The sequence below is a fragment of the Winogradskyella sp. genome (assembly GCF_965228925.1).
Lineage (GTDB): Bacteria > Bacteroidota > Bacteroidia > Flavobacteriales > Flavobacteriaceae > Winogradskyella.
Map to the genome: position 1 here is coordinate 1,478,699 of NZ_OZ245845.1, position 24,481 is coordinate 1,503,179.

General features: G+C 41.4%; 14 protein-coding genes. 6 read left to right on the plus strand and 8 right to left on the minus strand.

All coding sequences use genetic code 11. The features are described from left to right. Positions 1-9: 9 nt before the first annotated feature. From ACO052_RS06195 to ACO052_RS06210, 4 genes are all read left to right on the plus strand, one after another. Positions 10-6,939 carry an HYR domain-containing protein gene (locus ACO052_RS06195; protein WP_422107134.1) on the plus strand — a complete coding sequence of 2,310 codons (6,930 nt, stop codon included), beginning with the start codon at positions 10-12 and terminating at the stop codon, positions 6,937-6,939. A 53-nt stretch (positions 6,940-6,992) separates the two neighbouring features. Then, on the plus strand, positions 6,993-7,826 hold the full coding sequence (locus ACO052_RS06200) for a T9SS type A sorting domain-containing protein (RefSeq protein WP_422107135.1): 834 nt from the start codon (positions 6,993-6,995) through the stop codon (positions 7,824-7,826). A gap of 153 nt (positions 7,827-7,979) precedes the next feature. Next, the gene (locus ACO052_RS06205; protein WP_422107136.1) at positions 7,980-10,139 is read left to right on the plus strand and encodes a T9SS type A sorting domain-containing protein; all 2,160 of its coding nucleotides are present in this window, start codon (positions 7,980-7,982) and stop codon (positions 10,137-10,139) included. 8 nt (positions 10,140-10,147) lie between these two features. Next, the gene (locus tag ACO052_RS06210) at positions 10,148-10,306 is read left to right on the plus strand and encodes a hypothetical protein (RefSeq protein WP_422107137.1); all 159 of its coding nucleotides are present in this window, start codon (positions 10,148-10,150) and stop codon (positions 10,304-10,306) included. Between the two features lie 275 nt (positions 10,307-10,581). On the opposite strand, the gene ACO052_RS06215 is transcribed toward ACO052_RS06210, so the two are convergent. The 7 genes from ACO052_RS06215 to ACO052_RS06245 form a co-directional block, all read right to left on the minus strand. Then, on the minus strand, positions 10,582-11,439 hold the full coding sequence (locus ACO052_RS06215) for a carbohydrate kinase family protein (RefSeq protein ID WP_422107138.1): 858 nt from the start codon (positions 11,437-11,439) through the stop codon (positions 10,582-10,584). 3 nt (positions 11,440-11,442) lie between these two features. Next, a complete protein-coding gene (locus tag ACO052_RS06220) occupies positions 11,443-13,479 on the minus strand; it encodes a glycosyl hydrolase family 95 catalytic domain-containing protein (protein ID WP_422107139.1) in 2,037 nt (678 codons plus the stop codon). A gap of 25 nt (positions 13,480-13,504) precedes the next feature. Continuing rightward, entirely contained in the window at positions 13,505-14,617 is a 1,113-nt protein-coding gene (locus ACO052_RS06225; RefSeq protein ID WP_422107140.1) for an ABC transporter ATP-binding protein, read from the minus strand. A gap of 3 nt (positions 14,618-14,620) precedes the next feature. After that, positions 14,621-15,445 carry a carbohydrate ABC transporter permease gene (locus ACO052_RS06230; RefSeq protein WP_422107141.1) on the minus strand — a complete coding sequence of 275 codons (825 nt, stop codon included), beginning with the start codon at positions 15,443-15,445 and terminating at the stop codon, positions 14,621-14,623. After that, positions 15,446-16,909, minus strand: coding sequence for a glycoside hydrolase family 32 protein (locus ACO052_RS06235; protein ID WP_422107142.1), 1,464 nt, complete (start codon positions 16,907-16,909; stop codon positions 15,446-15,448). Between the two features lie 97 nt (positions 16,910-17,006). Continuing rightward, a complete protein-coding gene (locus ACO052_RS06240) occupies positions 17,007-17,888 on the minus strand; it encodes a carbohydrate ABC transporter permease (RefSeq protein WP_422107143.1) in 882 nt (293 codons plus the stop codon). Position 17,889: 1 nt separating this feature from the next. Continuing rightward, positions 17,890-19,116: an extracellular solute-binding protein gene (locus ACO052_RS06245; RefSeq protein ID WP_422107144.1), complete on the minus strand. Its 1,227-nt coding sequence runs from the start codon at positions 19,114-19,116 to the stop codon at positions 17,890-17,892. Positions 19,117-19,245: 129 nt separating this feature from the next. Here ACO052_RS06245 and ACO052_RS06250 point away from each other — a divergent pair, with 129 nt between their 5' ends. Continuing rightward, entirely contained in the window at positions 19,246-20,115 is an 870-nt protein-coding gene (locus tag ACO052_RS06250; protein WP_422107145.1) for an AraC family transcriptional regulator, read from the plus strand. On the opposite strand, the gene ACO052_RS06255 is transcribed toward ACO052_RS06250, so the two are convergent. Continuing rightward, positions 20,112-21,134 carry a LacI family DNA-binding transcriptional regulator gene (locus ACO052_RS06255; RefSeq protein WP_422107146.1) on the minus strand — a complete coding sequence of 341 codons (1,023 nt, stop codon included), beginning with the start codon at positions 21,132-21,134 and terminating at the stop codon, positions 20,112-20,114. The genes ACO052_RS06250 and ACO052_RS06255 overlap by 4 nt on opposite strands. Before the next feature lie 313 nt (positions 21,135-21,447). On the opposite strand from ACO052_RS06255, the gene ACO052_RS06260 reads away from it, so the two are divergent. Beyond that, positions 21,448-24,474 carry a SusC/RagA family TonB-linked outer membrane protein gene (locus ACO052_RS06260; RefSeq protein ID WP_422107147.1) on the plus strand — a complete coding sequence of 1,009 codons (3,027 nt, stop codon included), beginning with the start codon at positions 21,448-21,450 and terminating at the stop codon, positions 24,472-24,474. Positions 24,475-24,481 lie beyond the last annotated feature (7 nt).

The window sequence follows — 24,481 nt, forward strand, 5'->3', positions numbered from 1 at the left end:
GTAACCTCCATGAAATTAAATGGTAATCATATCGTAAAGTCATTTCTAAAGGCGCTAAATTTAAAAGGCATCATGGCTGTGCTTGTCGTGCTATGCAGTGCATTCAACTATGCACCAGAAGCCAACGGCGACTTAAGTCATCGTTCTTTTGATAATGAAACAGCAGAAACCATTGGTTTCTCGAATTTCGATTCAAAACTCACTAAACCAATGTCTAGCATTGCTAAAGCTATGCCGATGCCATCGATTACTTGCCCATCTGATATTACGGTGAGTTGTCCCCAGTCCGTCACTTATAATAGTCCCACAACGTCTAGTACTATCGGTTTCCCTGTTGTGCCTTCATCTGTGCTTGGTTTTACCTTATTAGGGACTTTTGGTAACAGTACCTATTTTCTTTCGAATGTCGCCATGACCGGTCCACAAACTTTTGCCATGGCCCAAGCCAATAATTATGATTTGGTGACTATTAATTCTTTAGAAGAAAATCTACAGCTAATGGCTTTACTTGGATCCACTCCAATATATATTGGTTTAAATGATTTACAAACCGACGGTTCGTTTGTTTGGCAGAGTGGACAACCGAGTTTTCTAGAGCTTTCGTATGGTATGGGTCCAAATGATTATGTATTCTTTCTTAATGGAAATTGGATAGATTTTTCAGGGACTGCTTTATTTCAAACGGTCATTGAATTTCATGATTATAGTGGGGGGCAACCCATTCAGGTGACAGGGCTTCCATCAGGTTCATTTATAGACGCAGGCACAACGGTTACAAATACTTTTTTTAGTAAAGATATTATGGGTAATAGCAATACCTGTACCCAAAGTATAACGGTTAATGATACAGAAGCTCCGAGTATAACCTGTCCAGCGGATAGAATTGTGGATAAAGATCCAGGACAATGCAGTGCAACCATAAGCATACCACAACCCGTCTTTTCAGATAACTGCCTGAGTGCGACCATCACGAATGATTTTAACAACACATCGGATGCTTCAGGCACCTATCCATTAGGATCTACTATAGTGACATGGACCGCAACAGATGCAGCTGGCAATGAAAATACCTGTATCCAAACGATTACGGTAAATGATGCTGAGGTCCCCACTATAACTTGTACGCCTGATATTAGTACCAATGTGGATTCAGGCTTGTGCACGGCTACGATCACGGTACCCGCACCGAGCTTTTCAGACAATTGCCCGAATACAACCATCACCAATGATTTTAATAACACGTCAGATGCCTCTGGTAGCTATCCCGTAGGAGCCACCTCAGTGGTATGGACCGTTAGAGATGCAGCTGGTAATGAAAATACCTGTACCCAAACGATTACAGTTAATGATGCTGAGGCCCCCACCATAACTTGTGCATCGGATATTAGTACCGATGTGGATTCGGGCTTGTGTACGGCAATGATCACGGTACCCGCACCGACCTTTTCAGACAATTGCCCGAATGCAACCATCACGAATGATTTTAATAACACTGTGGATGCTTCTGGCATCTATTCAGAAGGGACTACTACGGTTATATGGACCGTTAGAGATGCCACTGGAAATGAAAATACCTGTACCCAAACGATTACCGTAAATGATACGGAATCGCCAACTATATCTTGTCCTGCAGCTGTAACGATTAGTTGTCCACAAGTCGTGAATTATAGCGCCCCAACAACTTCAGATAATTGTGGCTTTCTAGCAGTGCCTAATGCCATTCCAAATACGATATTGCTAGGCACTTTTGGAAACAGCACCTACTTTGTGGATACGAGAGACTTGCAAACATCGCTTGCCTTTACTACTGGTGAAGCGAGTGCTTATGATTTAGTAACTATCAACTCATCAGAGGAGAATGTGTTCCTAAGCCAACAAGCTGCTAATTTAGGCATTACTACACCCTTACTTCTTGGTTATAATGATATTAATACCGAAGGGACCTTTGTGTGGCAAAGTGGACAAGCTGCTACTTATGAAAGTTGGGAACCTGGCGATCCAAGCGGTGGTGTGATCGATGAGGATTATGTCTTAGCTTTTAATGGGGAGTGGTTTGATATTACTGGGAATAGCCTTGCTCGAATTGTATATGAAGTTCATGATTACAGCGCAGGTCCTATCCAAGTTACTGGATTACCTTCGGGATCTCTTGTTTCTAGTACCACTACAAATACCTTTTTTAGTAAAGATCTTGCAGGAAATATAAATACCTGTTCTCAAACCATTACGGTCAATGATACTGAAAGCCCTACCATCAGCTGTTCAGCCGATATCAATGTCAATACAGACTCAGGGATATGCAGTGCTACGGTGACCGTACCTGCACCTACGTTTTCAGACAATTGTCCGAATGTGACCATTACAAATGACTTTAATGACACTTCGGATGCTTCAGGATCTTATCCAGTAGGTTCAACGATGGTGAGATGGACAGCCACAGATGCTTCGGGAAATACAACATCCTGCACGCAAGAAGTGATTGTAAATGATCAGGAGTTACCATCAATTACCTGTCCAGATGATATCGCTGTAAACGTAGATGCAATAACCTGTACAGATGCGAGGGTAACAGTACCCGCACCAACTTTTTCAGACAATTGCCCTAATGCCACAATCACCAATGATTTTAATAATACCGCCGATGCTTCAGGCACCTACCCCTCAGGGACCACTGTGGTCATATGGACTGTTAGAGATGCTGCTGGAAATGAAAATACCTGTACCCAAAATATTACGGTCAATGATATCGAACCTCCTACCATAAGCTGTTCGGCCGATATTAATACGAACGTGGATTCGGGCCTGTGCACAGCAATGGTAACTGTGCCTGCACCAACAACTTCGGATAACTGTTCTAATGTCACTATTACCAACGATTTTAATAATACCGCGAATGCGTCAGGTACTTACCCTACAGGAGTGACGACCATTACGTGGACGGCTACAGATGCCTCGGGCAATAGCGGTCAATGTACACAACAAATCACAGTAACAGCATCAGCTCCAGCCATAAATTGCCCATCCGATATTACTGTAGCCTGCCCCCAAACGGTCAATTATGCCAACCCAACCATCTCTGGCGTTTGCAATTTTCCAGTTGTGCCCACTTCGGTACCTGGGTTCACGGTATTGGGGACCTTTGGCAACAGTACCTATTTTATATCCAATACCCCAATGCAAGGTTCGGCGGCCTTTGCCATGGCGCAAACCAACAACTACGATTTGGTGACCATCAATTCTTTAGCTGAAAATCAACAGCTAGCGTCATTACTTGGTTCTACCACTGTATTCATTGGTTATAATGATGTTCAAACCGAAGGAACATTTGCATGGCAGAGTGGGCAACCTCATTCTTTTGAGAGTTGGGCACCTGGGCAACCTTCATCATTTTTTGCATCTCGTCTTGACTATGTCAGTTTTACTTCTGGACTTTGGTATACCGATTTTTTCAGTACAACTTATCGAGTGCTTCTTGAATTCCATGATTACAGCATTGGCCAACCTATTCAAGTGTCGGGACTCCCGTCGGGTTCTGTTATTGGGACAACGACCACCAACAGCTTTTTTGCTGAAGATGTATTTGGTAATACCTATAACTGTTCGTTTGACATCACTGTAGACGATACTGCTGCTCTTGTAATGAGCTGTGCCTCTGACGTCTCTGTGAGTGCTGCTAATGCTTGCAACACAAGTGTCACGGTGCCTGCACCGAGCATTACATACCCTTGTTCTTATCTGCTATCCAATGACTTTACAAACACCGCGGATGCTTCTGGAACCTATCCCGTTGGTACAACCCTAGTGACTTGGACAGCAACCGACCTTGCAGGAGGTAATAGCGTGTCCTGCTTACAACGTGTTATTGTGACGTCTACGGAAACTGAAGCACCTACAATGACCTGTCCTGAGAATATGACGCTAAGCTGTCCACAGGTCGTCAATTATACAAGCCCCACTACGGCAGATAACTGTGGTTTTCCAATTGTGCCTACATCAGTCTCAGGATTTAATCTGCTGGGAACCTTTGGGGATAGCACCTATTTTATATCAGATACAGCTATGACGGGTCCAGAAGCTTTTGCCATGGCAACAGCAAATGATTATGATTTGGTCACCATTAATTCCTTAGCAGAGAATGATCAACTGCGCGCATTAATCAATAACACCACCAGAGTCTTTATTGGTTATAATGATATACAAACTGAAGGGACCTTTGTTTGGCAAAGTGGACAGCCTAATAATTTTGAAAATTGGGCAGTGGCTCATCCAAGTAATGCGTCTGGTGCCCATGATTATGTGGTGTTTTTAGATGGCTTTTGGTTCGATGAGCTTAATACCGAACAAGCATTTACTGTCATTGAATTTCATGACTACAGTAGCGGACGTCCTATCCAAGTAACAGGACTTCCTTCTGGGGCTGTCTTTAGCAACACGACTACAAATACGTTTTATAGCCGAGATACCTCAGGAAATACTAATACCTGTGCGCTTACGGTAACTATTACTGGAACTACAACATTCAGTTGCTCATCAGATATTGTTGTCAGTGCGGATACCAATGCTTGCAATGCCAATGTCAATGTCTCTGCACCTACATTGGTAAATGCATCCTGTGGGGCATCATTAATACCTACGACGTTTAAGGTGCCCTATAATTTTGTTGTGAGTGATAGGTCCCGTACATTAGTTGATACACCGGCGGTTCTCCCTAATTTACTAACAGCTACAAACGATGTTGTACTTAGGGTTACATTTAGTGGTGATCATAATGACGGGCAGACTTTGGAAGACTTTAGGCTTTTAGGGCCCGACAATATAGAATTACTGGATTATATAAGTTCTGCGAGTTGTACTGTGACGGAACGTTTAGTAACGGTACCCATGGCTACTTGGAACTCCTGGATTTCTACCTATGGCTCTGATTTGACATTTACCCTTCCTGCCAATGCATCCGTTGATAAAGACGTATGCGATAAAAATTCCAATTTCTTTCAGATTGATGCTATTTCTTTAGGGGATGTCATCCTTACAAATAATCATACAGGGACGTCCGACGCCTCTGGAATATACCCTTTAGGTACTACTCCAGTAACCTGGACCTTCACAGACCTTAGAGGTTTCGGTGATACATGTGTACAGACGGTTACGGTTACAGAGTCAGAAACCCCCAACATATCTTGCCCTGCTAATATTACAGTAGATGTAGATAGTGGCCTTTGTACTGCCGTTGTCAACTATAGCCTGCCAACGGTGACGGATAATTGTACGCCCTTTACCAATACCCTACAAAATGTACTCGACAATTTTAATAAGCAAAATCAACAGCTAACCAGCCTTATTCCCAATGCCTTCAATTTTAATATGGATGGGACGAATGGCGTTAATGGCAATGCTATTGCTGATGGAGGTATACTTTCAGATATCGCCGGAGGTTTAGACATGTACGATGGAGGCAACCGTATAGGAACTAATCTCAATGCTGGTCCTATTAACTATTCGGATAACGTCATTACAGCCTCGACAGCCTTCGGTTCTAATGGTGCCTATGTGACACGTAAAGTTGAGGATATGTGGCTATTAGCTGCGGATTTGGACAATGTGAACAGTTTTGATATTACCGGGGATCTCGGTGCCAATAGTGAGGGACTTGCTAATGGTTTTAGCTCTCTAATTTCCGTAAACGGAAATAGCTATCATCTTTTTGTAAAGCGCGTTAGGGATAAAGTGGAACCTCCATTTTTTGAAAGGGATCCTTCGGTGAACCATTTGATCATTATTCCTGAGAATACCAATGCCACACAGAATTTTTCAACGGATACTAACAGTGATCAACATCAGGTAACAGGACTTTCTGGAACCAACAGATTGTATTACCTGTTATTTGCTTCCGATAATAGTGGTTTGGTGGACAACACTGCCATGGAAACCATTGCCATGAGCTTTATTTCCAACATACTCACGACCAGTGGTACCCTACAACAAACAGCAGGCCTGGCCAGTGGCAGTGCCTTTCCTGTGGGAACGACCACCAATACCTTTATGGCCACCGATGTGAGTGGCAACCAAAGTGCTTGTTCCTTTACGGTTACTGTTAATGATCCCTTGGGGAACTGTACCGTCCTAGTGTCACCCAAGGTCTATCTACAGGGCAGTACCATAAATTCTACTATTGCGACCGACGGCTTAATGCGTGATGACTTAAGGGTTGGTAATTATATTCCACTAAATACTCCTTATACGGATAATACGTCCATTAATAGCTCGGTACTTAACGTTACTGGAGCAAATGCTATTGTGGACTGGGTTTGGGTAGAGCTTCGCGATGCGACGACCAATACCACCATAATTGAAGCAAAATCGGCACTATTACAGCGTGATGGGGATGTCGTCGGTTTAGACGGTACTTCAGCATTATTATTGAACCAGCCCCCAGGAAATTACTATATCGCCATTAAACACCGCAATCACTTAGGGATCATGAGTAACAGTGCCATAAGCTTAAATGGTACGACCACTACTGTTGTGGACTTTAGTAATGGCAGTACGACGACCTTTGGCAGCAATGCACAGACCACCTTGGGGCTGCCCAATGGCAGTTTTGCCATGTGGGTAGGTGATGTGAACGGTGATGATATCATATTATATGTCGGAGGCTTGCAGGATACCTCGCGTATCCTTTCTGAGGTCCTTAACGATAGCGGTAACATCCTTAACCTGCCCACCTATGTATCTAACGGTTATTCTAATGGGGACATCGACATGAACGGTGACATCCAATATGCTGGTGGCAATGCCGAACCACCGTTTATCCTGCAGAACGTGCTGGGCAACCCTAGCAATTTCCTGAATCTGAGTACTTGGCCGGTCAATGCGCAGTTACCAAGTACCCTAAGCAAGGCGATGCAACTTCGAAACCAGTTTGAACACTCCAAACATTAACAGAAATGAATATCAAATTACATATAAACAATAACCTTAAACCTTTTTTTACAATGAAAACAACTACTCTTAACCGATTTATGTCTGTGCTGCTCGTCATTCTATCTTGTAGCCTAGGCGCACAGAACTACAACTTTACCTTAGTGGACAATGGTAACTACAGCTATACCATTGCTGCGGAGTCCCTTTTCGACTCAGGGGGTTTTGCGCCCGTTACGCAGTCCTATGGCTTTGTACTGGTGGTTCCCGATGGCGTAACCATAACTCTCAATGAAGTACTTCCCTCCGGGACATCAGAAACAGTAACCCCAATACCTGGGTCTAACGTTGCCGGTATTGATCCGTCCATGTCGGATAAGGATCTCTTCTTAGTTACCACGGATACTGCTGGTAGGACAATAAGTGCCCATGCCAATGCTGCGGTGATCCCCTTGGTAACCCTTACGGTAAACGGTAATCCTACCAGTGGGGAGATCCGATTGCTTTCCAACAGTTCCACGCTGGCCAGTGCACCAGCCATAAATGGGTCGCTTGATGCCTTCTTTCAGATAGATATTACCGATGATAGCACGGTCAACTTTACCAACGAGTACAATATGTTGGGCAGTACGGCAGCCATCAACTTCGGTACCCTGTCCATCGATGATGCCGAGATTGGCCCCAATAGTTTAGTGCTGTACCCCAATCCTGCAGACCAAGAGATTAACATCAGGTCAAAGGGACTGATGATAGAGACCGTAGAGATTTTTGAGCTCAACGGCAAACGCGTGATAAAGGTGGATAGGCCTTTGGGTGCGATCGATGTAAGCCAATTGGAATCGGCCACCTATCTGGTGATCATACAAACGGATAAAGGAAATACGATCAAAAAACTCGTAAAGGAATGATTGATAGTCCCGATAGCTATCGGGACCGGTAACGTTCGGTCCGATGGATGAAAGCCAAAGGACCGAAGACTGGACTAGCACCTTATATATCCTGACGCTCTAGAACAAACATATACTAGCCTTTTAGACAACGACTTAAAACAACGCTTAAGAATGAAAATTAAACAACAATCAAGACCTTATATGCTGTTTATACTGCTACTGGGTCATTTAGGTTTTGCCCAGAACTACAACTTCGATCTGGTGCAGAACAGTACCTACAATTTTACCGTTTCTGCCGTGGCACAGTTCGACTCGGGGGGCTTTGCGCCTATTACCCAGTCCTATGGCTTTACGCTAGTCGTCCCCGATGGGATAACCATCACTGTTGATACGGTCCTTCCTACGGGGACAACAGAAAACATAAACCTCATACCAGGGGATACCCCGTTTGTAGTAGGTATTGACCCGACGATGGCCGATAAGGAACTGTACCTGATCACCACGGATACCCAAGGTAGGACGATCAGTGCCCATGCCAATGGTGCGGTTATTCCCTTGGTGACCCTAACGGTCAATGGCGCCCCGACCTCGGGAGAGATCAGGATTCTGGACAATAACTCCACCCTAGCAAATGGACTTGGCGTTGCACTTGATACGTTCTTCCAAGTAGATGTTGTCGACGATAGTACTGTGAGCTTCAATAACGAGTTCAATGTTCTGGGCAGTACCCCTGCGGTGAGCTTTGCCATGTCGACGACCTACAGCTACAACAACGGTTGGTCACCCTCAGACCCTAATGGGGTGGCCACGGCTTCGGACGATATCAATATCGTTGCGGGCAATGCGACCATATCGACCGATACCAATTGTGACGATATTAGTGTTGCTGCGGGTGCTGGGCTCACCATTAACAATGGGATCACCCTAACCACAGCCTCGGGTATGGTCTTGGCTTCGACATCAACCGCTTATTCGAGCCTAATTCTTAATGGTACGGTAACGGGGACCATCACCTACCAACGCCACGTGAACAGTGCGGCCACGGGCGGCCAAGCTACGGGTGGCAATGACCTTATCAGTCCACCTTTACCGGGGCAGACCTTTGGGGCCTTTAGGGCGGCCAACGCTAATATACTATCGGGAAACATAGCCGGCAATCCCGCATTTCTTTTTGGGCCCTTTAACAATACTTCCGGGGTTTATGAAAATTACAGCAGCTTTAATGATGCCAATATATTAACTGCTGGTGTCGGTTATCGGACCGGCTCAACCGACAATGGCACCTTCAGTTTTACAGGTGCTGCACAGAACGGCAATATAGATGTGGCCGTTGACAATACGGCAACAAATCCTTGGCATCTTATAGGAAATCCGTACCCGAGCTATTTAAGGGTACAGGACTTTTTGAACGAAGCGCTCAATGCGGGATTGATCAACGAGAACGCAGTCGGTATCTACGGCTATGACGGCAGTGCCACTGACGGTTGGACAATTTATAACCTAGCCACCACTGATGGTACGACAGCCATCGCGCCAGGACAGGGCTTCTTTATCCTTGCCGAGGCTGCGGGTAACATACGCTTTACCCCTGTGATGCGTACCGCGGGGACGACGGACGATTTTATAGCGGGAAGGACTGCAAACAATGGCTTAAAGTATATGGAGCTAAAGCTTCAATCTACCTCTGATAGCCGTACGGCGGACTTCTATTTTGGTGACAATATTTCATTAGGGCTGGATCCTGGCTATGATGCCGAGGTCTTTGGTCCTGGGGACCATAGCTTGTCATTGTACTCGCATTTGGTGGATAACGATCAGGGCATTGATTTTGCGATCCAGGCCCTGCCCATGGATATACTGTCGAATGGTACAGTACCCTTGGGGATCCATGCGAACATGGGTGAGCAGTTGACGCTCAGCCTATCGGAAGCGGATTTGCCTGATGGTACGGAGGTGTACCTACTGGACAGCCAGGAGAACACATCAACCCACCTAAACACGATGGACTTTACGATAACGCCGATTGAAGATCTTAATGGAACGGGACGTTTTTACATCAACTTTTCACAGCAAGCGCTCGGCCTACCGGAAAATGACTTGAGCACTCTTCAGGTATTTACATTGGACGACACAGTGGTCATCAGGGGTGAGATACATGAGCAGACCAAGGCCACCTTGTATGATATGAACGGAAGGTTGGTTTTGACCAAGACATTTGAGCCAAGGAGCCATAACAATGCGATAAGCACAGCAGGCTTGTCCGCTGGGGTTTATATGGTGCGATTGCACAATGTTCAAGGGCAGTACATTAAAAAGCTAATCATAGATTAAAGAGATATATGGCAAGAGACGATAACAAAGCGATGACACGCAAAGCAGCACTCGGAAAAATGGGAAGATATGCGGCCCTAACGGCCTTAGGAACCTTTGTGGTCCTATCACCGATGCAGGCGCAATCTTCATCACCTCCCGACCCCGGGGGGAACCCATTTGATTAAGATACTGGTTAATCCAAAAAGGTATGGTCCCATTTTATGAAGCTAGATTAATAACGAAATCCCCGATCATACCTTTTGGATGACCGAGATAAACCCCAAAGACTATATGATTGATAGCAGAAAACACGAGACTAATAGACAATTAAAGGGGTAAGGTTCTAGTCTATGGTATTGTGTTATAACCTCCTTAAGTAATTAAGGAGGTTTTTTTATTAATAATTTTATGGTCTTGTAAGACAGGTTGATGCTTAAGTCTTAAAATGATAGCATCACTTCTAAAAGTTGATCATGGGATTGGCTCCTTTTTTGCTGGCCACTAAGCTTCCAATTTTACAGGCAAAATCGAGGGCTTTCGAAGCTGTTTTACCTTTTAATAGTTGGTCGATTATACCCGCAAGAAAGGAATCTCCAGCACCAACGGTATCTGCTACATGTACCTTATAGCCCTCATGCTCATAAAAGCTACCGTTCTTATACAGTAATGCGCCATTGGCCCCGCGTGTTACACAAATTGTATCTGTGGATGTAGCTTCCGCAATATAGGAGATAGCATCTGTCAATACTAAGTTCTTTTGACCCAAATTTTCGCAAATAAGCAGTAGTTCCTCATCATTAAACTTTGTAAAATCTGATTGCCGCATAAGGTCTTCAACAACATCAAACTGATAATGCGGTGCTCTTAAATTCACATCAAAAATTTTATAGCTGGCTTCTGGAAGAAGCTGGAGCAATGAGGATTTAGAAGCTTGGGATCTACAGGATAGACTTCCAAATATAAACGCCTCTGATGCTTTAACAGCTTCAAGGGCCGTGGTATTGACTTCGATAAAATCCCAAGCGCAGGGTTTGACAATGTCATACGACGCATTCCCTAAATCGTCTAACGTGACTTTTACCTCGCTGGTGTCATGTATGGTGTCGATCTGGATGTTTTTGGAAGCGAGATGGTGTTGTCTTATAAATTGCAAGATTTCAGTCCCTAAGTAATCATCTCCAATTCTACTTATGAGATCCACCGAATTTCCTAAAGATTGAAGCCTAAAGCTCACATTGAGAGGTGCTCCGCCAATACTACGATGCGTAGGAAATACATCGAAAAGGACTTCTCCAAAACAGACAATCCGTTTGTTCATAATCTACTTCACTGTGTAAGTTCTTTTGTCTTTACCAACACCTGTTATGGTTAAGGACTTCCATTGCTTTGGAAGAATAGGATTCTTTTGTTCAATGCCATTTTCGGTAAGATGCAAGCCTCCAAACCCAAATAATACCGTTTGTAACATGCCACCGGCACCTGTGGCAAAATAGGGTAAGTCTGCAGTTGCCGTTTCGGATAATGCTCCGAAAGGAGGTCTTTTATTAGGTTCATAAGAGTCTTTAAACAGTCTAAAGGCATTTTCTGCATCACCCAAGCGTGCATAAATAACCGCAAAAGCTGATTTTCCCATCGCCGGACCTTCTTTGGCCAGTTTTGGTTCGTAGTATTTTAGGTCTTTAAGAATGGTTGTACGGTCATTAATGATATTTAGAGGGAACGATAACAAGTTGACATCGGCTTGTTTTATAATATCGCCATTATACTTACTGTGCTCCATAGTCGTGCCGTCGGGAAAACGATAGAGCTTTATATTTTCAGCAACGCTTTTCCATGAGTCGTTTTCGGCTTCACCTAATGTTTTAGCGGCCAAGTTAGCAAATTGCAGTGCTGTTATAGCGGCACCATTGGTAAACGCATTATCATCAACATTAGGGGCAAATTCATTGGCGCCAACAACATTTTTAATGCTGTAACTCCCATCATCATTTTTTGTGACGCGACTTACCCAGTAATCCGCGACTGCCTTCAGCATGGGGAATCCCCGCTCTTTTAGCCATTGTTTGTCTTTGGTAACACGGTAATAATTCCAGAAGGCTATACCAACATCAGCGGTAATATGATGTTCAAAAGTACCTGTCAGTGCCCAGGCAGGAGTGGATTCTTCGCCTGTGTCATCGCTTTCCCAGGGAAACATAGCCCCTTTATATCCAAAGTTTATGGCTTTTTGTTTAGCCTTATCCAGTCTATCCGAACGGTAATTGACCAAGGATCGTGCAATATCTTGATTGAGTAATAATAACGGGGGAAACATCCAAAGTTCGGTATCCCAAAAAATATGACCGTTATAGTTTTGTGAAGACAATCCCATAGGTGCGATACTCAGATTGTTGTCTCCACGGCCAAAAGCATACAGGTGATATAGGGCCAAACGTACATCTTGCTGCGACTGTAAGTCGCCTTCAATGATAATATCACCTTGCCATAAATTGTCCCAAAGGGCTTTATGTTGTCTTAATAAATCATTGCGTGGTGTTAAAAGATTAAAAATCACAAAACGCTCGGACTCACTTTGTGGGTCATGAAAATCTTGGGTTGTCGCTTGTGCAGCGGTCCATGCAAAGGCCAAATCCTCACCTTTTTTGACGTCTTTTTCAAATGATAACTGATTATTGTATTCAGAGATTTTATGATGCACTAACTCTGGACGCTGGTGTTCTCTAGTACTATTGATATCGTGCCAAATAAATGTTCCCGATGCGGCAACAAGGTGTCTGCCCAGCCTGCTTTTGGCAACGGTTTGCAATATGGGCATGGTAGTTTCTAAATCGCGAAGCACTCTAAACGTACTCAATGGATCTTGGTATTCTTCAGGGGTTTCAATAGATGCAGTGGCCTTCATGACCATATCTTTTTTTGCAGTAATTTTTATATCCAAATAACCGGAATAGGCCACATTTCGTAAGGCATACATCGTGTATTCAATAGAGGCCTTGTCCTTGAAGTCAAAGCGTGTTGTAAACGCGGCCTCTTTCATATTGAGGGTTTGCTCCCAATTGGATATGTTGTCATCGGTTACGGTCTCACCATCAATGGTGATTTTCATATTTTGGAAGTTGATCCCCTTTAAAATGCGACTTACACCAAGCGGTGACTCTTTATCATAGACATTGTTGAGAATAATTTGCTCCGTTTTAAGTACTTTTTCTGAAGGTAATATCCCCAAGTGGCCATTAGCCACGACAATTCCTGTATAATTTGTGCTTTGATTTGTTGAAATGTGCCAACCATCATTTTGAGCCGAAATAGTTTGTGCTAAACTCATAAAGATTAATAAAAAATAATTGAAGGTTTTCATAGTTGGTGTGCTTTAAAAAATTAATTTAAAGTAGACGTAATCCTGAATGGGTGTCAAAAAACCGCATTCGATCTATATCAACACCAATATTGAAGGTATCTCCTACTTGGTAGACATGGTCAGAATTACTTCTAAAACAATAGCGTTGTTTAGGATTGCCTTTGAATCTGAAATATACAAAACTTTCGCTTCCTATCGGCTCTACAGTTTCTACTGCAATGCTCATATTATCGGATAGTCTTTTGTTTTTTTCAATGGCTTTATCATAGATATACTCAGGTCTAAAGCCAAAAGTGATATCTTTTCCTTCAAAAGCGCGCATATCTGGTTCAATATCTTTTGGTATAGAGAATTTTAAATCATCTGAAATGAATAGGGTGTCTTTTTCGATGACTATTTTGCCATCAATAAAGTTCATCGAAGGGCTACCTATAAAGCTTGCCACGAATTTGTTTGCGGGGTTATTGAAAAGATTCATAGGCGTGTCGAACTGCATAACATTCCCATCTTTGAGAACCACGATACGATCTCCCATAGTCATAGCTTCAATTTGGTCATGGGTGACATATATAATTGTAGCCTGTAGATCGCGGTGTAATTTCTTGATTTCTGCCCGCATTTGGACCCTAAGTGCCGCATCGAGATTTGAAAGTGGTTCGTCGAATAAGAACACCTTTGGGTCCCTCACGATGGAACGCCCTATAGCGACGCGTTGACGCTGACCTCCAGACATGTCTTTTGGTCTTCGGTCTAACAGATGGGTAATGTCTAGTATTTTAGCGGCTTCTTCGACTTTTTCCTTGATCTCATTTTTTGGGACTTTTCTGAGTTTAAGTCCAAATGCCATATTCTCAAAAACCGTCATATGAGGGTACAAGGCATAATTTTGAAATACCATGGCAATATCCCTATCTTTTGGGGAGAGTTCATTCACTCTGAGACCATCAATTTCAAGGTCCCCTTCCGTAATGTCTTCCAAGCCAGCGACCATTCGTAATAATGTTGATTTACCGCATCCTGAAGGTCCCACAAGTACAATGAACTCTTTATCTTTTATTTCGAGATTGGCATCTTTTATCGTGGCCGTTTCCGCCTTAGGATATACTTTCTTTAAATGTTTTATACTAATATTTGCCATGTGTTAACCTTTTAGTCCAGAGCTTGATACACCTTGTACAAAGTATCTTTGGAATATGATGAATATTGCGAGTGTCGGTAAAGAGATCATTATGGTCCCTGCCATTAGCAATGGCCAATCCGTTAAAAGTTCGTGTCTTAAACTTGCCATACCTAAGGGTAGGGTATACATGTCTTCGGTATAAGAGACGATGACAGGCCATAAAAATTCGTTCCAAGATCCTTGAAATGTATATATGGCTACGGCTGCAAGCGCAGGTTTTGAAATGGGAATAAAGATTTGCCAGAATATTCTAAAGTAACTACAACCATCGATTAGCGCGGCCTGTTCCAAATCTTTTGGAATCGTCTCAAAAAATTGTTTCATCAAGAAAATATTAGTAACCCCGACTAATCCAGGAAGTATTAAACCTCCGTAACTGTTAATCATTGATAGTTCATTCAATACAATGAATTTCGGAACCAATAGAATAATGCCGGGAATCATTAAACTGCTTAATAGTAAGGTAAAAATGAGTTTTCGTCCTGGGAATTCTAAGCGCGCAAAGGTAAAGCCGGCTAAAGCCGCAAAGAATACGTTTGATATGGTCTGAATAGTCGTGATAAAGACGCTATTAAATAACCATTTCCCGAAAGGTAAATCTTTCCATACGTTTTTGTAATTGTCTAGGGTAAAATCCGAAGGAATGATCTCTATAGGCCAGTCAAAGACATTTTTGTCGGCATTAAAGGAGATGCTCAAAGAAAATAGAAAGGGCCCAATGTATATAAGCGTCATAATACCCAAAATCCCAAGGAACACTATTTTTTGAAGTTTAATCGCTTTCATTTACCAAATGGATTTAAGGGTTTTAATGGCTATGTTTTTGAATACTGTTGCCTTTCCTTCAGAGAATAAGACAATCTCATTAGCATTGTCAATTGGAAATACGCGATCCGTGATCATGGTCTCACCATCATTTACAAAAACTTCAACTACAGAGTGGTCCACATAAATTTTGAAGCGAATCGTATCGCTTTCGGCGTGCACTGGGGCAGTTTCAACACTAGGAAACGCCTCGTTAAAATCTGTGATTCCAGAATGAGATCTATCTATAAACACGCTCTTGCTATGAGGGTCATAGCCAATTTTTGTGTGGTGTTCTCCATTGCCTAAAACGTCCATACCTGCTTTAACTATGCCTTTAGGGATTTCAAACTCCGCAATAAAAGCCTTGCTGTTTAATGGAATTTTAAATTGATCCTCTACAACGACATCATCCTTGTTCCAAGTTTGATCAATGAGGTGGTTCATGGCCTTGTTTGGAATGTTTCCGACCAAGTGAAGCTCATCATCAATATACTTTAAACGAAGTTCTCTTGGTAGCGACATGGCTCCCCTCCAGTTGGTGGTAGGCGTGTCTTTGGTATAAACGTGGCAGCCTAACCATGCCATCATAGTGACATAGTCTTCGGTATTAGTGTGGGCAAAAGTGATACCAGCATAAAAATCCTTTCCGAAGTCTAAGTATCTTGGGTAGTTGAGCGGATCAGGAATAAAGGTTTCACCATCAAACGCACCAATAAAATACTGCATAGCATAAAATCCATGGCCTTGTGGGTGACCAGCCGATACGCTTAATACCCATTTTGTGCTGTCCCCAATTTTAAGAGGGAAGAGATCAGGGCATTCCCAAACACTACTGGTATCGCCTAGAGGTCCAAATCGTGAAACTTCAGTCCAATGCTTTAAATCTTTGGATTTATAGAATGCAATTTGATGCTGATCGGCCAGACTTATTAGCATTATCCAGTTGGCACCGTGTTTAATGATTTTGGGGTCTCTAAATTCTTTGGATCTTATGTCCAATACAGGATTACCTTTATAATGTTCAAACGAATAGCCATCGTCATGACTGACCGCTAAACTTTGATGCTGCGCTATATTTTGGATATTGTTGTTCGCATCCAATTCATATTCAAAAGAGGTATAAGCAGCAATCATACAGTCTTTAGAGTTGCACAGGCCGGAATCATTATTGGTGTCGATAGCTGTCGTGCCAGAAAAAATCATATGTTCTGTCATATTTATAGCCACATCATGTTCTTTCCAATGGATAAGGTCTTTGCTGGTCGCATGACCCCAACTCATATTTCCCCATTGTGTCCCCTTTGGATTGTACTGGTAATACATGTGATACGAGCCTTTATGAAAAATGAGGCCATTAGGATCGTTGAACCAGTTAACTTTAGAGGTATAATGGTATTGTGGTCTGTGCAATTCCTTATAGTGTTCTTGGCTTGCTACTGCCACGTTGTCTTCGGATTGAAGCCTATTCGATTTATCCTTGTCCGATTGGCATGCGAACGAAAGAACGATCAGAAAAAAAACGTCGATATGTTTATGCGGTTTAATAAGCATCAGGGGGAAAGTATTTTTTCTGAACGGCAGTGACTGTAAAGATGAGTAATGCCAGCACCACTGCGGATGCCGCACCAAAACCAAATCTGAAATATTTAAATGAGTTTTGATAGACAAAATAAGACATCGTTGTGGAGGCATTGTCAGGGCCGCCACTGCTCATAACAAAAATTTGATCGAATACTTGAAAACAGCCTATTAAACTCATAACAACAACGAAGTAGGTCACTGGTCTTACCATGGGCACTGTAATTTTCCAAAATTGTTTCCATTGACTTGCGCCATCTATTTTGGCGGCTTCATATAGACTTGCAGGAATATTTTGTAATCCAGCTAGAAAAGACACCATAAAATAGCCTGATGTCGTCCAAACATTAAGCATCATAATGGCGGGAAGTACGGTTGAAGGATTCGTTAACCAGTCGATGTTGGATTCTACACCGGCACCATTGAGCAAGTAATTCAATAATCCGGGCTTTGAATAAATCCAAACAAAGATAATTGAGGTCACTACGGATGAGGTAATCGCTGGAATATAAAATGCAGTTCTAAAAAAGGCTCTCCCTCTTAGCTTTTGATTCATAATGAAGGCTAGGAAAAGCGATAAAAAAGTTTGTGTAGGGACAACACCTATGGTATAAATAATAGTATTCTTTATGGCTTTTACAAAAACTTCATCCTGAAACAATTCAATGTAATTTCCCAAGCCAACAAAGGGTTTGTCAGGAATGAGTAAATTCCAGTCATAAAAACTCACAACAAAGGCAAAACCAATGGGGAAAAACACAAAAATGCTTAGCAATAATAGCGGAAATGCTAAAAAGGTATAGGCCCAAAGGCGTTGTTCGTATTTAGGATGTTTAAATCTCATCTTAGGGTTTTAGTTTATACTTTTCTAATCGTTTTGCCAGTTTGGTGAGTACGTCTTTTGGAGCTTCTCCTTTATAAAAAATGGCTTGCATTGCGGCTTGACTTTCGTCATACCATCGTTCTTGCATAGGTATTTGATAGAGTTTGGCGTATGCAACACTATTAAGAAATACGCTATAAATAGAATCTTGATAAAAGCCATTTTCTAAGGCAACGCTCTTTCGAGTCGGTAAGGCAATGCCCGATGAGGTCCATAGGCGCATGCCGTCTTTACCCGCTAAATAAGAAAACATCTTCCAAGCGTCACTGAGATATTTGGTATCCTTGGGCATCACATAGGCGTTGGTAAAAGCCACCGTACCTTTGACTTTGCCTTGGGGTAACTCAGTCACATTGTATTTTAGATCCGGATAACTTTCTTTAAGATAGGGAATCATCCAAGAACCAGAAATTGCCATGGCTACTTGCTGACGACCAAAGACATCTCCATTCCAACCTGCACCGACATCTGAAGGGATTGTGGCCATACCATCCTTATATAAGGATGTATAAAATTCTACAGCCTCTATAAAAGGTGCTTCTCCAATTTTAATCTCGTTTTGATCAGATAAGATTTCCGCCTTATTTTGGAAGGCAAATGGCATAACCATATCCATTGATGCTTCCACGACAAATCCATATTGATCAATTTTTCCATCGTTATCTCTGTCTTTCGTCAGAATTTTGGCATAGCTACGCAATTCTTCCCAATTTTTTGGTGGGGCACTAATACCCGCTTCTTCAAGCATTTCGGTATTGTAGAATAATACGTAAGCGTTAAAATCCTTACCAAAGCCATAATAACTGTCATTATATTTAAAAGCATCTTTAAATATTGGGAAAAAATCATCTATATCGAAATTCGGTGTGGCTTCCAACAAGGAATCTAAGGGATAAAGCACATCGAAACTCATGTAGGCTGGTGAGGTGTCACCTTTAAGCCAAAACAAATCGGGTGACTTACCGGTACCTAACATAAGTTGTAATTTTTCGGTGTAATTTCCAGGAATAGGCTGATATTTATAGATAACATCCTCATGGACCTTACTAAAAGCATCTAAACTTTCTCTAACCAACCGCTCTTCAGTAGGACTGGATTGCCAGCTCGAAAAACGCATCCCCGTAGAATGGTCACCACAAGAAAAGACCAAAATCGTTATAAGCGCTATAAAAACTGTTTTATGAGTCATAGGTCTAAAGAAAATTACTCAAAATTAGAGGTTTTAGTTTTTAAACAATACATCTATTTTAGCCTTCTGTAAATCAATTTTTGCAGTTAAATGAATTAATAGTTACATTTAGGGGTAAAATACAGCTATATGCAGCCTGTTTATCAAAAATTGTCTATCGATTCACCGATTCGTTCATTTGCCAACTTTTGGGTTATGGCAAATCGTTTTGATGTGCATTGGCACTATCACCCAGAAGTTGAAATCTGTTATGTCAAATCTGGAGAAGGGCAAAGAATTATAGGGGATAGTGTTAATCAATTTGTAAAAGATGACTTGGTGTTATTAGGGTCGAATCTTCCTCATACATGGGTGACAAGTGACGCTTTCAACAGTCAAAATACAAACATGGAAGTCTATGTTGTACAATTTAACATAGAAACCTTGCTCAACATTGATAGTAAGGCATTTTCCCATATCAAAAAGCTGTTGAGCGATGCTCAAAGAGGGATCAGTTTTAAAGGTAGCAAAAGGATTAAAAAACGACTTCTGAAAATTAATAAGGCTGTTACAGATTACCAAAAAGTGATCACATTGTTTAACTTACTTAATGAAATGGCAGCATCTGAAAAGAAGGAATATTTAGCCTCGCCTTTTTACTCGTTAGAAAATAATCATAAATCTGAAGTTCAGATATCTAAGGTATGTGATTTTATATATAAGAATTATAGAGAGCAAATCTCTGTGAGTCAATTGGCAGAGCTCGTGGATATGAATATAACATCTTTCTGTAGATTTTTTAAGCGCAATACTGGTAAAACCTGCGTAAATTTTATAAATGACTTAAGAATTAATTACGCTGCGAGCTTGCTCTTAAATTCTAAGCGAAAAATATTTGAAGTTGCTTTTGATTCGGGTTTTCAAAGCCTCACACATTTCAATAAAACCTTTAAAAAAATCATGGACAAAACCCCTGCAGTCTATCAATTAGAATTTGCAAATGCTAGAAAACATAACTAGACTATTGGTCGAGTCGATTTTCTAACAATTAATTGTGTTGGAACGGTTACGGTCTTTTTCTCCGATTCCTTGACGTTGCCATTTAATTCGTCTAAAAGAAGTTCAAAAGCATGACGACCAATATCATGTCCCGATTGATCAATAGTAGTTAGGCCAGGATGGGTGACTTGTGACAAAAACCAATTGCTAAATCCAATAACAGAAACCTGTTCGGGAATCTTGATGTTTAATTCGTTTAGTCTGGTTAGCACACCAACGGCCACCATATCCGTAAAAGAAAAAATGGCATCCAAGTCCGGATGGTCTTTCAATATATTGTCCGTCAATTCATAACCATCCTCAAAGGATAGGTTGGCACTTTCGTAAACCAGACTTTTGTCGTAGGAGATATTATTTTTTAAAAGGGCGTCTTTGTAACCTTTCATTCGGTCGATAGTGGTCTGAGGTTTTAAAGGGCCTCTTATATGGGCAATTTTGGTGCACCCGGTTTTGATTAAATGCTCTGTTGCGATTTTTGCAGCATTGTGGTCATCTATAATGACTTTTGAGCAGTTTAAAATTTTCGAAATTTTATCATACAAGACAATAGGTACACCCAATTCCATGGCACTTTTTATGTGGTTGAAATTTACGGTATTGTCCGAAAGCGATATGAGGATACCGTCCACATTTTTTTCGATTAAAATATCGATTTGTTTTTGTTCCAATTCGTAGGACTCATCAGATTCTAAAACGATAACCACATAGCCATTTTTTTTGGCGGTTTCCACGACCGCTTGAATGATATTAGAAAAAAACTCATGAACAATTGCTGGGACAATAAGCCCAATGATATAAGATTTGTTAGACCTTAAACTTTGAGCAAAAGAATTTGGAGAGTATTTCACGGATCTGGCCATCTCTAAAACCCTTTGCTTTGTCTTTGAGCTTACATCGGGATAATCTTTGAGTGCTTTAGATACAGTAGAAATTGAAATATTCAGTGCTTCGGCTATTTCTTTTAGTGTTGTCTTTATCATTAGTGGTAAATGGATATAAAATTAAGCATTTAATGTATAGATGACTTCATCAAATTTGCCTTTGCATAAATATATTTTTGCATCAAATGCTCAAAAGAGAAATTTTAAAAGTAAAAATAGGACCATATTTAACTTTTTTTTAAAGTTTAAAAAACATTTTCGAAAACGTTTTCGGTGGTTTTTTGTTAGGTTTTGATTCGTTTTTTTTGTTCGACTATCAAAAAAACATATCATTGTTTGCGATATTAACAATATTTTAATAAGAATATGATAATATCGAAAATTACTGAGCTAACTAATTGAATTCTAAAATATGAAACAACAATCCTTTCAAAAATTTATTATTGGGGTTATGATGTTCTTCGGAGGACTTGTATATGCCCAAACCGTTACCGGGACGGTAAGCGATGCCACCGGTCCTTTGCCTGGGGTCAATATTATTGTAAAGGGCACAACAAATGGAACGCAAACCGGCTTCGAAGGTGATTATCAACTCGATAATTTATCCACCGATGATGTTATCGTTTACAGCTACGTTGGCTATGTGACTCAAGAAGTCATTTACACAGGTCAAACAGAAATCAATATAACTCTAGAAGAGGACTCTGCGCAACTAGATGAAGTGGTCTTGGTTGGTTATGGTTCAGTTCGTAAAAAAGATGCTACAGGAGCTGTGGCATCCGTAAAACCTGAAGACTTTAACAAGGGTGTGCAGGTGTCAGCAGATCAATTAATACAAGGGCGAGTCGCTGGTGTCAATGTCACCACAGCTTCTGGTGAGCCTGGTGCTGGTGCAAGTATTAATATTAGAGGTGCTTCGTCCATTAGATCGGGTAATGGCCCTTTAATCGTAGTTGATGGGGTTCCCTTATCTGGAGGATCGACAAGTGCAGGTGCAGATGCAGGTATTGGAACAAGTGCTGCGAGAAACCCATTAAACTTTATTAATCCAGCGGATATTGCAAGTATGGACATCTTAAAAGACGCCTCGGCAACAGCTATTTATGGATCGCGAGGTGCCAATGGTGTTATTTTGATTACAACAAAAAGAGGTCGCGCTGGTGAAGGTAAATTGTCTTACTCCACAACATTTGCTACCTCTACAATTACTAATGAATACGATTTATTAAACGGTGACCAATATGTCAATGCAAGAATTGGCTTAGATGGTGGTGTGGCCTCGGACTATGACCTTGGTGCTAGAGTCAATGCCTTTGATGAAATCATTAGAACTGGTAATGCGCAAACACACGATTTAAGTTATACAGGAGGTTCAGACACAGGTGATTATCGTTTTGCACTTGGTTATTTTAAGCAAGAAGGTATTATAGAAAATTCAGGTTTAGAGCGTATAACAGGAAACGTTACTTTAAACCAACGCTTTTTTGAAGATCGTTTAAAGTTGTCGGCAAAAGTGATTTTGTCTTCAAACCGAGATAATGCTGCGGCAATCGCTGATAACATCGGTGCAGAAGGCGATTTAATATCATCAGCATTACGATGGAATCCGACGCGACCATTTAGAAATGATGACGGATCTTATGTTCAGATCAGTAATAACCAAAGAAATCCTTTGGCACTGTTAGATTATTACTATGATGTCACAGAGACTACAAGAGCGTTTGCAAACATGTCTGCCGAGCTTAAGATTGTAGAAGGATTGACTTATAAGTTTAATATTGGTTTGGATAGGTCATTATCAACACGAAGAATAGGACAATCCCGTTTGTTGGGTGTTGACGGTGTAAGTGGTTTAGGTAGAGCAGATGTTGTGACTTATGAATCAGAGAGTACCTTATTTGAGCATACCTTTAATTATAAAAAGGAGTTGTCTGAGAATTTGAATTTAGATGCCGTAGTCGGTTATTCTTACCAAAATTTTAAGGATTTAGGACAAACGACAGTGGCACAGGGCTTTGCTGAAGGTTTAAATGATGAGCGTTTTTATGTAGAGAATACGAATTTTGCGACATCTTTCCCGCTTGCCTTACAAGATAGTTTTAGTACTCCAGAATCAGAGCTACAATCCTTTTTTGGTAGAGTGAACCTAAATCTCTACGATAAGTTTTTGGTTACAGCAACATTAAGAGCGGATGGTGCGAGTAATTTTGTGGGGAGTAATCAATACGGATACTTTCCTTCTGCGGCTTTTGCATGGCAATTGCACAAAGAAGATTTTATACCTGAAGCCTTTGATGATTTAAAACTTAGAGTAGGTTGGGGTATTACAGGTAACAGAGAATTCCCGAATGGTCTAGCACAAAATCAGGCTAATCCTGGTGGTGGTGTAGAACAAACTGGAAACGCTGTGGCACAAAGTATCATTGGTAACCCAGATTTAAAATGGGAAACAACAACACAGTATAATCTTGGTTTGGATTTCGCCTTTTTGGATAATAGACTTAGAGGTAGTATCGATTATTTCTACAAGCAAACAGACGATTTATTATTCCGTTTTAGAACGGTTCAACCTGCACCAGATGCCTTTACATGGCAAAACTTAACCGAGCTGCAAGTTGTAAACTCGGGTGTAGAGTTAGCCTTGGACGCCATTATTATAGACAATGAAGACTTTAGATTAAATGCTAATGTCAATGTCAGCTTCTTAGAAAACCGTGTTGAGAATGTAGCAGCTGAAGGTTTCGAAGCTGGTATTAGAACAGGTAATATTACGGGACAGGGCTTATCGAACGAAAGTGCACAGTTATTATTTGATGATCAGCCACTTTATGCGTTTTATTTGCCTATCTTTGAAGGATTCGACAGTAACGGTAATTCCGTTTTTAGAGATGTAAATGGCGATGGTGTCGGGGAAGCGAGTCTTCAAGCACCGGGTCAAGGTGACCGTACCTTTGTTGGAGATCCTAATCCAGATGTTTTAGTCGGTTTTCAGACCAACATGACCTATAAAAATTGGGATTTATCCATTATAATGAACGGCGCCTTTGGGCATCAGATATATGACAATACCGCTACAGCATTATTTAATGCAGGTGCTCTGTCGGGTGGAGGTAATGTCACTAGTGATATCGTTGGTAATGGAGAAGCTTCAGACAATCCAGTAACGGTATCCACACGTTATTTATACGATGCCGATTTCATGAGGCTATCTAACCTAACCCTAGGTTATAACTTTAATCCAGACTCATTGCCAGAATGGATATCGAGTGCTAGATTATTCTTTACTGGACAAAATTTATTCGTAATTACAGGTTATGACGGATTTGACCCAGAAGTTAATATTAGTAAAGAAGTAGATGACGTACCATCATTCGGTATCGATTTTACATCGTATCCAAGGGCAAGGACATTTTCACTTGGTTTAAGTGTTAATTTTTAAAAAAAAT

Coding starts and splice junctions, on each gene's coding strand:
- ACO052_RS06250 (WP_422107145.1), top strand. CDS start 19,246: ATGCAGCCTGTTTATCAAAAATTGTCTATCGATTCACCGATTCGTTCA.
- ACO052_RS06220 (WP_422107139.1), bottom strand. CDS start 13,479: ATGAAAACCTTCAATTATTTTTTATTAATCTTTATGAGTTTAGCACAA.
- ACO052_RS06225 (WP_422107140.1), bottom strand. CDS start 14,617: ATGGCAAATATTAGTATAAAACATTTAAAGAAAGTATATCCTAAGGCG.
- ACO052_RS06255 (WP_422107146.1), bottom strand. CDS start 21,134: ATGATAAAGACAACACTAAAAGAAATAGCCGAAGCACTGAATATTTCA.
- ACO052_RS06240 (WP_422107143.1), bottom strand. CDS start 17,888: ATGAGATTTAAACATCCTAAATACGAACAACGCCTTTGGGCCTATACC.
- ACO052_RS06245 (WP_422107144.1), bottom strand. CDS start 19,116: ATGACTCATAAAACAGTTTTTATAGCGCTTATAACGATTTTGGTCTTT.
- ACO052_RS06215 (WP_422107138.1), bottom strand. CDS start 11,439: ATGAACAAACGGATTGTCTGTTTTGGAGAAGTCCTTTTCGATGTATTT.
- ACO052_RS06205 (WP_422107136.1), top strand. CDS start 7,980: ATGAAAATTAAACAACAATCAAGACCTTATATGCTGTTTATACTGCTA.
- ACO052_RS06230 (WP_422107141.1), bottom strand. CDS start 15,445: ATGAAAGCGATTAAACTTCAAAAAATAGTGTTCCTTGGGATTTTGGGT.
- ACO052_RS06200 (WP_422107135.1), top strand. CDS start 6,993: ATGAAAACAACTACTCTTAACCGATTTATGTCTGTGCTGCTCGTCATT.
- ACO052_RS06195 (WP_422107134.1), top strand. CDS start 10: ATGAAATTAAATGGTAATCATATCGTAAAGTCATTTCTAAAGGCGCTA.
- ACO052_RS06210 (WP_422107137.1), top strand. CDS start 10,148: ATGGCAAGAGACGATAACAAAGCGATGACACGCAAAGCAGCACTCGGA.
- ACO052_RS06260 (WP_422107147.1), top strand. CDS start 21,448: ATGAAACAACAATCCTTTCAAAAATTTATTATTGGGGTTATGATGTTC.